This is a genomic window from Gymnodinialimonas mytili (genome assembly GCF_037544085.1).
Taxonomy (GTDB): domain Bacteria; phylum Pseudomonadota; class Alphaproteobacteria; order Rhodobacterales; family Rhodobacteraceae; genus Gymnodinialimonas; species Gymnodinialimonas mytili.
Genome location: NZ_JBBIFW010000001.1, coordinates 1,494,873 through 1,509,441, shown reverse-complemented (window position 1 = coordinate 1,509,441; position 14,569 = coordinate 1,494,873). Strand labels below are relative to the sequence as shown.

The following is a 14,569-nucleotide window of genomic DNA, read 5'->3' as shown; positions in this document are numbered from 1 at the left end:
GCAGGCTTTGCAGGATATCAAGATCCGCCTTTTCGAGCGGGCGGATCGCTACGCTCATTTAAACTTGCGGTTCCGGGCGGCCAGCAGTTTCAGGCGCAGCGCGTTAAGTTGGATGAAACCTTGTGCGTCGGTCTGATCATAGGCGCCCATATCCTCTTCGAAGGTCACGTGGGCCTCGGAATAGAGCGAATGGTCGGACCAGCGGGCGACGGTGCGGGCGGACCCTTTGTAGAGCTTTAAGCGCACGCTACCGGTCACATGTTCCTGGCTTTTGTCGATCAGGGCCTGCAGCATTTCGCGTTCTGGTGCAAACCAGAAGCCATTATAAATCAACTCCGAATAGCGCGGCATGATGCTGTCTTTCAGATGGCCTGCACCGCTATCGAGTGTGATCTGCTCGATCCCGCGATGCGCCTCAAGCAGGATCGTACCGCCGGGTGTTTCGTAGATGCCGCGGCTTTTCATCCCTACAAAGCGGTTTTCCACCAGATCCAGGATGCCGATGCCGTGTTTGCCGCCCAAACGGTTCAACTCGGTCAGGATCGTTGCGGGCGACATCGCTTGGCCGTTGATGGACACCGCATCACCGCGTTCAAACCCGATCTCCACCATCTCGGGCGTATCGGGCGCCTCTTCGGGCCGCGTGATGCGTTGCAGGATATGATCGGGCGCCTCTTCAGACGGGTCCTCTAGCACCTTGCCCTCGGACGAGGTGTGCAGAAGGTTTGCATCCACGCTGAACGGGGCCTCGCCACGCTTGTCTTTGGCGATCGGGATCTGATGCTTTTCGGCGAACTCGATCAACTTGGTGCGGCTGCCCAGATCCCATTCGCGCCAGGGGGCAATCACCTGGATCTCGGGGTTCAGGGAATAGGCGCACAATTCGAACCGCACCTGATCGTTGCCCTTGCCTGTGGCGCCATGGCTGACGGCATCGGCACCGGTTTCTGCGGCGATCTCGACCAACCGCTTCGAAATCAGGGGCCGCGCAATCGAGGTTCCCAGCAGATACAGCCCCTCATAGAGAGCATTGGCGCGGAACATCGGAAAGACGAAATCGCGTACGAATTCCTCGCGCACATCCTCGATGAAGATGTTTTCAGGCTTGATCCCGAGCATCTCGGCCTTTTTGCGCGCGGGCTCAAGCTCTTCCCCCTGACCGAGATCGGCGGTGAAGGTGACAACCTCGCAGCCATATTCCGTCTGCAACCACTTGAGGATGATCGAGGTATCCAGGCCGCCAGAATAGGCGAGTACGACCTTCTTGGGCGCTGACATGGTAAAACTCCGTCGCAAATGGTTGACCGCGCGGGCGATACCGGGTTTTGACAGGCGGAGCAAGCGACCGGAGGCACCATGGATTACGGATATCAGGTTTTGCGGCACGTGCTGCAGCAGGTTTTTGGGAATATCGGCGCCGCCGCGCGGATCACGCTTATTCTCCTGGCTATTCCCGCTATTGTCCTGATTGCGACGAACCCGTGGCTTTTGTCGGGGCAAGCGATGCAGACGGCGTTTGCACCTGATGCGGTCGAGGGCCCCACAGCCAATGCCTTTGGCCTGTTCATTGGCGCGATTTTGGGAATTCTATGTTGGATTTGGGCGGCTGTCGCCTGGCATCGCTTTGTCTTGCTTGAGGAATATCCAAACGGGGCGCTGCCGGCCTGGCGTGGACCAAATATCCTAAACTATTTCGGCAACATCCTTTTGATCGGTCTGGTTCTGATACTAGCGAGCCTGGCCTTCGGGCTGGTCATCAGCATCGTTTCGGCGGCGTTCGGCAATGTCGCAATCCTGTTCTTGCTTGGCATCGGTCTTGTCTTCGGCCTGACCTGGGTGAGTACCCGGATTGGTTTGATCCTGCCTGCCGCCGCGATTGGAGAAAAGCTGACCATCAACGAAAGCTGGAAGGCCACGGCGCCGGTGTCCGGGCAAATTGTTCTGCCGATCTTTGTGATCGCGCTGGCATTTGGGTTGATCGGGCAGTTGATCATTGCGGCGTTCGGTTCGACCAGCCCGGTTGAGTTCGGCGGTCAAACCTTCGAGCAAGTCACGCTATCGACGCCCGGCTTGATCCTGAATATTGCAGTGTCCTGGGTGCAAATGCTGGTGAATCTGGCGCTGATGACAACACTCTACGGAAATCTGATCGAGGGGCGGCAGTTGAACTGAGGCTGGACAGCCCAGTTGAAACGCGCCACTTCCCGAACATGACCGATTTTGCCCAAGCCGCGAAGGCCGCCACAGCCGCTTTGCGTGACCTGTTTGCGCCCACCCCGTTGTTGCGCAACGCTTATCTCAGTGATCGCTACGGTGCCGATATCTGGTTGAAACGCGAAGATTTGAGCCCGGTCCGATCCTACAAATTGCGCGGCGCGTTTAATGCAATGCGCAAGGTTCGCGCGGCGCAACCCGATCAGACGGCGTTTGTCTGTGCAAGCGCCGGAAATCACGCGCAAGGCGTGGCCTTTGTCTGCGCACATTTCGGCGTAAAGGGCCGCATCTATATGCCGGTCACGACGCCCGAGCAGAAGATCCTGAAGACGCGGACCTTTGGCGGCGAGGCGATTGAGATTGCGCTGGAAGGCGATTTTTTCGACGAAACATTGGCCGCTGCAAAGGCCTGGTGTGCCAAGGCGGGTGCGCATTTTCTGTCGCCGTTCGACGATGCCGATGTGATTGAGGGGCAAGCCTCGGTCGCTGTGGAGATGCTGGATCAACTTGGCCGTGCGCCGGACCATTTGATTTTGCCTGTCGGTGGCGGCGGATTGTCGGCGGGGATGCTGTCATATCTGCGCGCTGTGGGGGCCGAAACGCACCCGATCCTGGTCGAGCCCGTGGGTGGCCCGAGCCTGACCGCGGCGCTGCGGATCGGTGCCCCGCAAACGATTGAAATCACGGACACGTTCGTCGACGGTGCTGCGGTGGCTCGGATCGGAGATCGGACATTCGAGGTATTGCGCGACATTCCGAAACGCGATGTGCATCTGGTTCCCGAGAACCGGATCTGCGTGACCATTCAAGAGATGCTGAACCTGGAAGGCATCGTTCTTGAACCTGCCGGTGCCTTGTCGATCAATGTTTTGGAAGATGTCGCGGAGCAAATCCGCGGCAAAACGGTGGTCTGCGTGACGTCCGGTGGTAACTTTGACTTTGAGCGTTTGCCCGAGGTCAAGGAACGCGCGCAAAACTGGCAGGGTTTGAAGAAATACTTCATCCTGCGGCTACCTCAGCGACCCGGCGCTCTGCGCGATTTCCTCGATCTTCTGGGGCCGGGAGACAACATCACGCGGTTTGAGTATTTGAAGAAAAACTCGCGTAATTTTGGATCCGTGCTGATTGGGATCGAGACGGATCAATCCACGATGTTCGATGATCTGGAAGAGCGCGTCGCGTCGCGCGGATTCGGATTCCGCGATATCACCAATGACCAAATCCTCGCCGACTTCCTGATCTGATCGCGCTAGGCTGCCGCGCTCAGCTCTGGCATCTTTGGCGAAACCTCTGCCATAGCGGCATCAAATGCGGTGCGCACACCGACAAGATCCACTGGCTGCCCCGAGATGCACGCTGACTCGGCTATGCTGCAGGCCTTCACCAAGGACAGAAAGCCCAGATTTGCGGCACTGCCTCGCAGGAAATGAAAATCCTCGGCACTGGCTGCATCCGGGGCGGCGGTCAGCCGATCCAGATGTTCCGTCAGCTCTGACACAAACAACATCGCGACATCTGCGAAATCCTCTTCGCCGATGTCACTTTTCAGTTCGTTCAGCCGATCCCAATCGACCACGTCCATCACAATTCTCCAAATCGAGTGCGCTTTAGTATTGGCGACATTCGTTAACAAAGGCCTACGCGGCGCGGCCGAGATCGGTCGGATTGTCCGATTCATTCGGTCTTAATTGTCTTGAGCAATCCTGACAGCCATCGACTCGCTTGAGATTGCCGACACGTGACTGAGATCGCCTCTGCCCTTCCCGCGTCTGATATGGCGCCGCAAACGACCGTACAGGGCGTCCAGGCGTTGACCGTGCTTGTCTTGGACGATTCCCCGGCGCAACGAAATCTGGTCTGCGCATTGCTGCGGCGGTGGGGCCATACTGCGGTGCCATTCGGTGACCCGGTGGAGGCGCTTGAGGTCGCAAAACAACCCCATATCGATTTGATCCTGTGCGATTGGATGATGCCGGGGATGACCGGCCCTGAATTCTGCCGCCGCCTGCGTAGCGAAGTGACACAGAACTACGCCTATGTGATCTTGCAAACCTCGAAAACCGACGGTGCCGCAGTGACCGAGGGGCTTGAGGCCGGGGCCGATGACTTCTTGACCAAACCGGTTCGTCCGCCAGAACTGCGCGCTCGGATGAATGCGGGCGCGCGGATCGTTGATATGCAGCGTGCGTTGGTTGAAAACAATCGCCTGTTGGAGACCGCGCTGGATGAGTTGCAGGTGCTCTATGGTGCGATCGACAGGGACCTGGACGAGGCGCGGCGGCTGCAACAATCGCTGTTGCAAGACCGGTTCTACAGCTTCGATGGCGCCGATGTGTCGCTGTTCCTGAAGGCGAGCGGCCATGTCGGCGGCGATATGGTGGGTTGTTTCAACATCAACGCCGATACCATTGGGGTCTATAGTCTGGATGTGTCTGGCCATGGTGTGGCCTCGGCGATGATTGCCGCGCGGATGGCGGGGATGATGTCGGACGCGTCCATCGATCAGAACATCGCGTTGTCACGCGATCCCAATGGTCGGTATTTTGACCTGCCTCCGGGAACGGCTGCGGCCCGGATGAATGAATTGCTGCTCAAGGAAATGCAGACGGATCGGTATTTCACGCTCGGCCTTGGATTTCTTGATCTGGCAACGGGGATGTTTCGGATGGTCCAGGCCGGTCACCCCCATCCGGTTGTGCTGCGCGCCAGCGGAACGGCTGAATTGGTGGGCGAGGGTGGCATGCCGGTCGGCCTGATCCCGGATGTCGAATTCGAAGCCTCAGCCGTTATTCTCAGCCCCGGTGATCGCTTGCTTATGTATTCCGATGGCTTGACCGAATGCCCCGACGCCTCCGACAGGATGCTGGACGAAGACGGTCTGATCGCCATCATGGAGCGACACGCTGACAAAACCGGCCCGGATTTCCTTGAGCGGATCTATGACGACCTTGTTCTGTTCGCGGGAACCGATGAGTTTCCCGATGATCTATCGGCAATGTTGTTGGAATATCGTGGGCCCGGATCAGCCGCGCAATCCGAGATATCTGGCCACAAAATGCCGATCGCCTGAAACTGCCAGACGCTCCATCGCCGCATCCCAAGGCAAAAACACGGCAGTGTGCCCGGGCTCGGTTGGCTCTGATATCCGAGTGCCAAGACGGGCCGCATAGATGTGACATTGCTTATGCGCATACCGATCGTAGTCGGGCATGTATGTATATCGGTGGCACATCCCGAGCCGCCGCAACCCATGGATGCGGTAGCCGGTTTCCTCCATCACCTCGCGGTGCAGGGCGGGGATCGTCGACTCGCCTGGATCGATGCCGCCGCCCGGCAGCTGCAATTCGGGAATGGGCCGTTCTTGAAACGAGGCCAACAGGCAATCCCCCGCATCGATGATCACATAGGCGCCCGGGCGGGTACGATAGATATGCTGTGGTGCGGGCCACGCCCCAAATCGACGGTTCATCGTGATCTCCTTCCCCGCTTTTCTGGCATGGTCCGGCAGGTCGGAAAACCCAATCCTCTCGCCAAGCGCTATCACCTGCGGTAAGAGCGCGCCATGGCAGAGAACCGATCCCCTTCCATGCGCGAAACCGGTGCCCGGGTGGTCCGGACCGAGGCCGAGGCAGTGCGTGCCATGGCCGATGCGCTTCCCGCAGATTTCGAGGCTGCCGCGCAGGCGATCCTCAATACATCCGGTCGCGTAATCCTGTCGGGGATTGGGAAATCGGGCCATATCGCGCGAAAAATCAACGCGACGTTCGCCTCAACTGGTACGCCGTCGGCCTTCGTGCACGCTGCGGAAGCCAGCCATGGTGATCTGGGCATGGTCATGCCGGGGGATCTGGCTATCCTGATCTCAAATTCTGGCGAAACGGCAGAATTGCAAAGCTTGATCGCCCATGTGGCGCGGTTTTCCATCCCGATGGTGGGCATCAGCAAACGCGCCGACAGCACCCTGATGCGCGCCGCCGATTTCCGCCTGATGCTGCCCGATGCCCCGGAAGCCTGCGCGCTTGGTATGGCGCCGACCACGTCGACGACGCTGACCTTGGCCTTGGGTGACGCACTGGCCATCGCGGTGATGGAGCAGCGCGGATTCCAGCCCGAGCAGTTCCGTACCTATCACCCGGGCGGCAAGCTGGGGGCGCAACTGATGACGGTGGCGCAATTGATGCACGAATCCGAGGCGATGCCTTTGGTCGAAGCCGCGACCGCCATGGGCGATACCCTCGTCGTGATGAGCGAGCGCGGCTTTGGGATCGCGGGAGTTGTCGAAGGTGGCCGTCTGGTTGGCGCGATTTCAGACGGGGATTTGCGGCGGAATATCAACAGGCTGATGGAGTGTACCGCTGGCGACGTGGCCACGCGGACGCCGCGTGTGATCGCGCCCGACATGCTCGCTGCGGAGGCGATGGCCACAATGTCCGAGAAAAAGATCACGGCGCTGTTTGTGGTCGATGGGGATCAGCGGCCCTTGGGGATCTTGCATCTGCATGATTGCCTGCGCGCAGGTCTCGCCTGACGGTTTTTAGCAAAAAGCCCCTCTGAGCCTGGGGATGCTCTGAGGGGCTTTGGGCCGCGGGCGGGTTTGGGGAGAGGCGGGGAGAGAGATCCCGCCCGCGTCTTGGGGTCTGGTTAATCGTTGCCTTCGGATTCGGCGGCCAGGCGCGCGAAGATCTCCGCGGCGTGGCTGGGCGTCCCGCTTACGAGGGTGGCGTCGGCGGCGTTATGCACCTCGATGGCGCTGTCCTGGCTGGCATTTCCGATGGTGAAGGCGCGCTCCAGGGCGGCGCCGCCGCGGGTGCCGATGGTCACGCCGTTGCCCTGCAGGGCGGTCGCGCCATATCCGGCGGCGAGGCCGACCTCCTGGCCGACATTGGCGCGATCAGAGGCCGATTGCGCGGCGACGGGGGCGGCGATTGCGGTGGCGAGGGCGGCGATAAGTGCGATCTTTTTCATAGTCTTAGTCCTTTGATCTTGCGGCGGGGGCCTGCGTGTTTGCGTGCGGCCCCGGCGGGTCTGTGAATGTCGGTGGCGGGCGGTGAGGCGATCCCTGTGGCCCGTCGATGAGAGGAATATGAGACCGGGCGGCCTGTCTTTCCATACACGTGAGCGAGAGAAATACGGGATTTAGGTGCACCCACGCACAGATATCCACACAGCCCGCACCCACCACACGCCCCCGTGTGATCCCATCGAGCCGACGTGAAAAGGCGCGGCGGTTTTGCAACAATCGGCCAAGCGTTATCCGAAGAAGCAGATGCGCCGCCTCGGTCCCGAGAGGTCAGATCAGACGGAGCGCTCGGTCGAACCCGCGTTCAAACGAAGGATCGCCAAGTTCAGGGCACCCGCATAGCTGACCCAGATTACGTACGGGATCATCAAAGCGCCTGCGAGCATGTCGAGTTGTAGGAACGTCACCATCGAGCCGATCACGGCGATCCATAGAAATACGAGGATCACGGCGCCAGCGCGGATACGTTCAAGCCCGAAGAAGACGGGCGTCCACAGCGTGTTCAGCGCAATTTGCAGCGCCCAGAACCCCATTGCATGCGCAGCCCCATCCAGGACAGCCACGCGTGTCGCCGCATAGGCCGAAGCAAGGTAAAGCAGCGTCCAGGCGATAGGGAACAACCAGTCAGGCGGTGTCCATCCGGGTTTGACCAACTGCCGATACCACTCGCCCGGCGCGAACATCGATCCGGTAGCCGCAGCCGCGCAGCACGCGCCGAGAAACAAGATGAAAACTGACCATTCCATAAACTCGAACTAGCGCCTCCTTGGCGGTGGTCTAGCGCCGGTTGCCTATTGCAGCAAGCGCTCGCTGAGCCCGATATCGGGAAGTTCCCCAGTCAGCTGCGCCTCGTAGATCGACAAACCTTCGACCACGCGCATGATGTAATTGCGGGTTTCCGAGAACGGAACGTCCTCGATCCAGTCTATCACATCATCGGAGCGGCGTGGGTCACCAAACCGCTCAAGCCATTGCCGCACCCGTCCGGGCCCCGCGTTATATCCGACCGTGATCAGAACCAGATTGTCATTATAATCGTCGATCAGATCGGCCACGTAGTTGGAGCCCAACAGCACGTTATAGGCAGGATCGCTGCGCAGCCGGTCTTCAGAAAACGAGATACCCAGATCGGCGGCTGAATCCGCCCCCGTGCGCGCCATGACCTGCATCAGGCCGATGGCGCCAGCTTCGGAAATGGCATCGGGTTCGAACTCGCTTTCGCGCCGGGCGATGGACAGCGCCAGGGCCCGCGGGATCGGCAAGTCGACATCCTCGAGATCGGCCAAAGGGTAGTAGGCGCGCATGATTTCATGGCCGGATTGCGCCGCCCGCTTGGCCACCAGCAGGGCAAAGTGCGGCTCGTCCAGTTCCAGCATCAGATCGCCCATCATCCCGGCTTCGCGTTCATCCAGACGCTCGGTGATATGGGTAAAGAACCGCTCGGCCAGCGTGCGTTGTCCAGCTTCGTAGAGCAGCATTGCGGCGCGGAAGACCGACAGATCGGTAAAGCTTGCATCCTGCCAATTGCCGTAATCGGCATCGGCTAGGAATGCGGGATCCACGGGAAGTCCGCCGCGTTCCTGGGCCAATTGGCCATAGAAGCTCGATTGGTATTGCGCGCCGAGCGCATAGGCGGCCGCGGCGGCTTCGGTATTTCCGGCGGCCTCGTGGGCGCGGCCGAGCCAATAGCCCGCGCGTCCGACCGAGATGGGCGAAAAGACCACGTCGCGGAACTCTTCGAAATGAGCAACGGCGGTGTCGGCCTGACCAAGCTGCAAGGCGCAATAGCCCGCAAGCCATTCCAGATCTGCAAAGCGGAGATAGTCGACCTCGGCGCGGATGCGGTGGTTCGCGGCATAATCATAGCAGGTCTCGTGATCCCCCTCGCGCATCACGTCGCGGGCCAGATCGGCGCGGCGTCGGCCCCATTCTTCCGGGCGTCCCAGCGTAGCGGCGCTGGCCGATTGGGCGGCCATCAACTCGCCCGCGGTATCCCAAAACCCCGACCCCATGCGCCATAGGAACCGTTCATAGGCCAGGCCTGGATCGTCCTGCAGGTTCTCTGGGATCGCCCCGATCAGGTCATCCACCCCGCCGCGACGTTCGCGCAGGGCCAGCCGCGCCTCGGCCAGGGTGCGCCACTCCTCGGGCACCAGCCCAAACATTGCCCGCGCGCGATCTTCGGAGCCCTCCCACAGCAAATGGTCGATGCGCGCGATGTGATGCTCTTCGGTGAGAATGCTGCCATAGGCGCGGTTGAGCGCTTGCGCCTGCGGACCGGTCATGACGATGGAGGTCCAGGCGCGGATCACCTCGGCCTCTGCCGCGGCGCGGTCACCGGTTTCCTCCAACGCGCGGGCATAGGCGAGCGCACCGGCGCCGGTCTGCGGCGAGGCGTTGGCGAAGAAGTCCAGCACATTCTGCGGATCGCCACCCTCTGGGATTGACGGCTCGCCCTGGCGGCGCAGATAGGGTAAGCCGGGCCAATCCGGATTGCGGTCGAGAAAGGCGATATATTCGCCAAAATCCCCCTCGCCGCGGCGTAGGCGGGTCCAGGCCAGCACATCGAGCGCGGCGAAATCCTCCAGGTCTTGCGACACTTCGGAACCGAGGGCGAAATTGCCGCGATTATAGGCCTCTAGGGCGCGGCCAAGCACCTCGGCCTGGGATTGTGATAGGGCGGGAGTCGCAGCCAATGCGACAAGTAAGCCAGAGGCGATGAACAAGCGGCGCATATCTGCGGCGTCTCCTTTTTCTCAGCGTCAAATCCCCCGGCCCTAGGATAGGGTAGTCCGGGCAAACCGCAACTCACGAGCTTGGCAATCCTATAGGCGCGGAGTATGGGAGCGGGGCTAAGACACCAAACCAGGAGGCGCGACATGTTCCAGGGATCGAATACCGCTTTGGTCACCCCGATGGCATCGGGTCAGGTGGATTTTGACGCGCTCAAACACTTGGTGGAATGGCAGATCAGCGAAGGGACCAATGGATTGGTGCCGGTCGGCACCACGGGTGAAAGCCCAACGCTGAGCCATGAGGAACACGAACAGGTCATCGAGACTGTCGTGCAGGTGGCCGCGGGCCGCGTGCCTGTCATGGCGGGCGCCGGGTCGAATAACACCTCCGAGGCAATGGGGCTTGTGCAACATGCCAAGGATGTCGGCGCCGATGCTGCGCTGGTGGTGACGCCCTATTACAACAAGCCGACGCAACGCGGGATGATCGCCCATTTCACCGCACTGGCCGAGGTGGGGATCCCGATTTTCATCTACAACATTCCGCCCCGCTCGGTCGTGGATATGACACCGGAAACGATGGGAGAGCTTGCCAAGCTCCCCAATATCGTCGGTGTGAAAGATGCCACGGCGGACCTGGCCCGCGTGCCCGCAACGCGTTTGACCTGTGGGACGGACTTCATCCAACTGTCCGGTGAAGACCCCACCGCTGTCGGGTTCAACGCGCAAGGCGGCAAGGGCTGTATCAGCGTGACGGCCAATGTGGCGCCGAAGCTGTGCGCCGAGATGCAGGCCGCCACGCTGGCGGGAGACTACGCAAAGGCGCTGACTTATCAGGATCGGCTGATGCCCTTGCACCAGGCGATCTTTGCGGAGCCCGGTCTTGCCGGTGCGAAATATGGGCTGTCGGTGATCGGCAAGACCTCGGATGAGGTGCGGCTGCCGCTGACGACGGTAAGCGATGAGACGAAAGCGAAGATCGATGCCGCCTTGCGCCATGCCGGGTTGATCAACTGACGCTCTAGCTTTGGGGCGTGGGACATCCTATATCCACGCCCCATGGCCAAGAAACCTGACAACGAGAATTACAAAGTTATCGCCGAGAATCGGCGAGCCCGCTTCGATTATGCAATCGAGAGCGATCTTGAGGTTGGGATCATCCTGGAAGGCTCCGAGGTGAAGAGCCTGCGCGTGGGCCAGTCGAATATCGCCGAGAGCTATGCCGAAGTGAAAGACGGTGAGTTGTGGTTGGTGAACAGCTATATCGCGCCTTACCTTCAGGCGAAAACGTTCCAGCATCAGGAAAAGCGGCGGCGTAAGCTTCTGGCGTCAAAGCGCGAGTTGTCGCGGCTGTGGAATGCGACACAGAGGGAAGGCATGACGCTGGTTCCGATGGTGATGTATTTCAACCATAAGGGTCTGGTGAAGCTGAAGATCGGCGTGGCGAAGGGCAAGAAGCTCGCCGATAAGCGCGAGACCTCGGCGAAACGCGACTGGAACCGCCAGAAGCAGCGGTTGATGAAACAGAACGGCTGATCTCTGTCGCCAAAGGCGCGCTTGCAGCGCATTTCTGTACCTCGCCCCGCGCCTTTGGCGCGCTGGCTCAGGCGGGCGCTCCTGGCGGATGTTTTACGCAACTGGACCTGTTGTCGATTGTGGCCGCTCTTGCGTGGCACGGGTGAGGGGCGTAGGGCTAGGAGGCGCTAGGATTGTGGTAAGGGCTTGGATATGGCGGGTTATATAACAGGCGATGATCCCAAGACATTGGTCTCCACCGCATGGCTTGCCGCCCATTTGAATGACCCCGATCTGCGCGTGATCGATGCATCGTATTACCTGGCTGATATGGGGCGCGACGCCCGTGCGGAATATGTCGAAGGCCATATCCCAGGCGCGCGTTTTTTCGATATCGACGAGATCTCGGACGCGCGGTCATCCCTGCCGCATATGGTTGCCCCGGTGGAAAAGTTCATGTCGCGGATGCGGGCGATGGGCGTCGGCGATGGGCACCAGGTGGTTGTCTATGACGGGATGGGCTTGTTTTCCGCAGCGCGGGTTTGGTGGAATTTCCGCCTGATGGGTAAGACCGATGTGGCTGTGTTGGATGGTGGATTTCCGAAATGGACCGCCGAAGAGCATCCGATTGAAGATATGCCGCCCATCGTGCGCGACCGGCATATGACCGTGCAAAGGCAGGCGCATTTGGTCAAGGATGTCACGCAGGTGGCTCAGGCCTCGAAACTGGGCGATTGGCAGATCGTCGATGCACGTTCACCTTCCAGGTTCCGCGGAGAGGAGCCCGAAGCGCGGGCAGGATTGCGGGCCGGGCATATTCCCGGATCGAAGAACGTCCATTATGCGAGCTTGTTTGAGGCCGATGGAACGATGAAAGAGGGGGACGCTCTGCGCGCCGCTTTTGAAGCGGGTGGCGTGGATTTGGACAAGCGGATCATCACGACTTGCGGGTCCGGCGTGACGGCGGCGATCCTGATGCTGGGATTGGAGCGTTTGGGCATGCAGGATGTTTCGCTTTACGATGGGTCCTGGGCGGAATGGGGGCAATTCGACCAATTGAAGGTCGAAACCGGATGACGATTATCCCAGCGGGAACCGAGGTTCCTTATAAGATCACCTATCTTGAGATGGAGACGCGTCCCGATTGGGGGGCGCCGCAATTGTCGGGCGATATCCGGTTGGAGCGCGCGATTGATCCGCCGGTTTGGTATTTCCTATCGATGTACGACGCGGTCGGGCGCGACTATGAGTGGCAGGATCGCTTCCGGCAGGCCGATGAGGATCCGGAGGGCTTGCAGGCCTTTGTGCGGGATCCGGATGTGGTGATCTGGACGGCGATCCGTCATGGCTGGCCCGCGGGGTTCTTTGTTCTGGATTGGCGCGAAGCAGGACTATGCGATTTGGCGTATTTTGGTCTTGTTCCGCAGGCCGTCAGCTCCGGTTTGGGCCGCCCGTTATTGCAAACCGCGATCGCGACGGGCTGGGCGCGGGAAAGCGTGCAAAAGATGAGCGTGAACACCTGCACCTTGGATCATCCGCGTGCGCTGGCGCTCTATCAGAAGATGGGGTTTGAGCCGGTGCGGCGGGCAGAGCGGACCACGGTTTTGGTCCATGATCGCGATCCGTCGCGGGTAATTTAGGCGCTGGACAGGGCCATGAATCGGGCGTAAGTCGCGCGCCTGCCCGTGTTGGGCCAAGTCTCCGCTGACCTTGTAAAAACGGACCAAACCGATGACCCGTATTCTTCCTGGCGTTCTAGCCATGGCGACCGTTGTGGTTGCCTCGAACATCCTTGTGCAATTCCTGTTCGGCCAATGGCTGACTTGGGGAGCCTTTACCTATCCGCTGGCCTTTCTGGTGACCGATGTGATGAACCGCGTTTATGGGGTTCAGGCGGCGCGGCGGGTTGTTTTCATTGGCTTTTTGGTGGGCATTGCGTGCTCGCTGATCGGGACGCAGATTGTCGGAGAATTTGGGCCGCTGGTGACGCTTCGGATCGCGCTGGGCTCTGGCATCGCCTTCCTGACCGCGCAGCTGTTGGATGTCGCGATTTTTGATCGGCTACGGAATGGCGGGTGGTGGCAAGCCCCTGTAATTTCGAGCATAATTGGATCGAGCGTCGATACCGCCCTGTTCTTCTTCATCGCATTTTCGGGTACATTGGCGAGCGTTTTGCCGGGCGATGTGGCCTGGGCAAATGAGATCCTGCCGATCCTGGGCGCCGGGCCCGAGGCGCCGCTTTGGGTGTCGCTTGCGATTGCGGATTGGGGCGTGAAGCTTGCCCTCGCTTTAATCGCTTTGATCCCGTTCCGCCTGGTGACGCGCAGATTAATGCCAAGTGTTGCGTAAAAAAGTTTGACAGACACGAAATCTGTGTCACGATTACCTCAACAGCAACCAATCGAAAGGAGGTGATCCAGTGTCTAGAAAGGTATTGGAGACGTGTGACGGGACAACTTGGGAGGCGCGCCTCTAAGGCAATCCTTGGGGTGTTTCGCCCCTTCCCAAGGTGGATACGGTCCTAACCGCCCCACCTCCTGAACTTTCGAAAGGGTCGCCGCAAGGCGGCCCTTTTTCGTGCGAAACCACAGATATAGAACTGGTATATCTGGAGGATATCTCCGGTATATCTTTGCAAGTGAAAACAATGTTGCGGATCACGGATCAAATCAGCATCGAGGATTGGGAGATCACGGAGCAATTCGTGCGGTCTTCGGGGCCGGGCGGGCAGAACGTGAACAAGGTGTCGAGCGCCGTCGAATTGCGGTTCGAGGCGGAGCGGTCGCCCGGGCTGAGCGGTGCGGTCAAAGCACGGCTGCGACGGCTGGCCGGACGCCGCTGGACGAAAGACGGCGCGGTGGTGATCCAAGTCTCGGAAGAACGGAGCCAGGCGCGGAACCGAGAGATCGCGCGGGAGCGGCTGGCGGAGTTGATCCGGCGGGCGACGGTGGTGCCGAAGAAGCGCATCCGAACGCGGGTCTCGGCCAATCAGAAGCGGAAACGGGTCGAGGCGAAGAAACGACGCGGTGAGGTGAAGGCGTTGCGGGGCTCGGTCGGGGAGGAGTGACTTCGGAGCGAGTAGTAC

16 protein-coding genes are annotated in these 14,569 nt (G+C 60.2%); 10 read left to right on the top strand and 6 right to left on the bottom strand.

Annotation, left to right across the window (positions count from 1 at the left end):
- Nucleotides 1-54 precede the first annotated feature (54 nt).
- Nucleotides 55-1,278 (bottom strand): argininosuccinate synthase, encoded by a 1,224-nt coding sequence (locus V8J82_RS07475; RefSeq protein ID WP_339973768.1) that lies wholly within the window; start codon nt 1,276-1,278, stop codon nt 55-57.
- A 78-nt stretch (nt 1,279-1,356) separates the two neighbouring features.
- Between V8J82_RS07475 and V8J82_RS07470 the strand changes: the two genes are divergently transcribed.
- Nucleotides 1,357-2,172 (top strand): hypothetical protein, encoded by an 816-nt coding sequence (locus V8J82_RS07470; RefSeq protein WP_339973766.1) that lies wholly within the window; start codon nt 1,357-1,359, stop codon nt 2,170-2,172.
- A gap of 38 nt (nt 2,173-2,210) precedes the next feature.
- Nucleotides 2,211-3,458, top strand: a complete 1,248-nt coding sequence (ilvA, locus tag V8J82_RS07465) for a threonine ammonia-lyase IlvA (RefSeq protein ID WP_339973764.1) — start codon at nt 2,211-2,213, stop codon at nt 3,456-3,458.
- Between the two features lie 5 nt (nt 3,459-3,463).
- Here the strand turns inward: ilvA and V8J82_RS07460 are convergent, their stop codons facing one another.
- On the bottom strand, nt 3,464-3,796 hold the full coding sequence (locus V8J82_RS07460) for an Hpt domain-containing protein (RefSeq protein ID WP_339973762.1): 333 nt from the start codon (nt 3,794-3,796) through the stop codon (nt 3,464-3,466).
- A 156-nt stretch (nt 3,797-3,952) separates the two neighbouring features.
- Here V8J82_RS07460 and V8J82_RS07455 point away from each other — a divergent pair, with 156 nt between their 5' ends.
- On the top strand, nt 3,953-5,284 hold the full coding sequence (locus tag V8J82_RS07455) for a PP2C family protein-serine/threonine phosphatase (RefSeq protein WP_339973760.1): 1,332 nt from the start codon (nt 3,953-3,955) through the stop codon (nt 5,282-5,284).
- Here the strand turns inward: V8J82_RS07455 and V8J82_RS07450 are convergent.
- The gene (locus tag V8J82_RS07450; RefSeq protein WP_339973758.1) at nt 5,237-5,683 is read right to left on the bottom strand and encodes an NUDIX hydrolase; all 447 of its coding nucleotides are present in this window, start codon (nt 5,681-5,683) and stop codon (nt 5,237-5,239) included. The genes V8J82_RS07455 and V8J82_RS07450 overlap by 48 nt on opposite strands.
- 93 nt (nt 5,684-5,776) lie before the next feature.
- Here V8J82_RS07450 and V8J82_RS07445 point away from each other — a divergent pair, with 93 nt between their 5' ends.
- Entirely contained in the window at nt 5,777-6,742 is a 966-nt protein-coding gene (locus tag V8J82_RS07445) for a KpsF/GutQ family sugar-phosphate isomerase (protein WP_339973756.1), read from the top strand.
- A gap of 113 nt (nt 6,743-6,855) precedes the next feature.
- On the opposite strand, the gene V8J82_RS07440 is transcribed toward V8J82_RS07445, so the two are convergent.
- The 3 genes from V8J82_RS07440 to V8J82_RS07430 form a co-directional block, all read right to left on the bottom strand.
- Nucleotides 6,856-7,179, bottom strand: coding sequence for a hypothetical protein (locus V8J82_RS07440; RefSeq protein WP_339973754.1), 324 nt, complete (start codon nt 7,177-7,179; stop codon nt 6,856-6,858).
- A 330-nt stretch (nt 7,180-7,509) separates the two neighbouring features.
- On the bottom strand, nt 7,510-7,980 hold the full coding sequence (gene tspO / locus V8J82_RS07435) for a tryptophan-rich sensory protein TspO (protein ID WP_339973752.1): 471 nt from the start codon (nt 7,978-7,980) through the stop codon (nt 7,510-7,512).
- Nucleotides 7,981-8,025: 45 nt separating this feature from the next.
- The gene (locus V8J82_RS07430) at nt 8,026-9,969 is read right to left on the bottom strand and encodes a lytic transglycosylase domain-containing protein (RefSeq protein WP_339973750.1); all 1,944 of its coding nucleotides are present in this window, start codon (nt 9,967-9,969) and stop codon (nt 8,026-8,028) included.
- A gap of 144 nt (nt 9,970-10,113) precedes the next feature.
- On the opposite strand from V8J82_RS07430, the gene dapA reads away from it, so the two are divergent.
- From dapA to arfB, 6 genes are all read left to right on the top strand, one after another.
- The gene (dapA, locus tag V8J82_RS07425; protein ID WP_339973748.1) at nt 10,114-10,986 is read left to right on the top strand and encodes a 4-hydroxy-tetrahydrodipicolinate synthase; all 873 of its coding nucleotides are present in this window, start codon (nt 10,114-10,116) and stop codon (nt 10,984-10,986) included.
- Nucleotides 10,987-11,028: 42 nt separating this feature from the next.
- On the top strand, nt 11,029-11,505 hold the full coding sequence (gene smpB / locus V8J82_RS07420; RefSeq protein WP_339973746.1) for an SsrA-binding protein SmpB: 477 nt from the start codon (nt 11,029-11,031) through the stop codon (nt 11,503-11,505).
- Between the two features lie 192 nt (nt 11,506-11,697).
- Entirely contained in the window at nt 11,698-12,561 is an 864-nt protein-coding gene (gene sseA / locus V8J82_RS07415) for a 3-mercaptopyruvate sulfurtransferase (protein WP_339973744.1), read from the top strand.
- Nucleotides 12,558-13,124, top strand: a complete 567-nt coding sequence (locus tag V8J82_RS07410) for a GNAT family N-acetyltransferase (RefSeq protein WP_339973742.1) — start codon at nt 12,558-12,560, stop codon at nt 13,122-13,124. The genes sseA and V8J82_RS07410 overlap by 4 nt, the downstream gene beginning before the upstream one ends.
- 91 nt (nt 13,125-13,215) lie before the next feature.
- Complete coding sequence (locus V8J82_RS07405) at nt 13,216-13,833, top strand: queuosine precursor transporter (protein WP_339973739.1); 618 nt, start codon at nt 13,216-13,218, stop codon at nt 13,831-13,833.
- 298 nt (nt 13,834-14,131) lie between these two features.
- Complete coding sequence (arfB, locus tag V8J82_RS07400) at nt 14,132-14,551, top strand: alternative ribosome rescue aminoacyl-tRNA hydrolase ArfB (RefSeq protein ID WP_339973737.1); 420 nt, start codon at nt 14,132-14,134, stop codon at nt 14,549-14,551.
- Nucleotides 14,552-14,569: the final 18 nt, after the last annotated feature.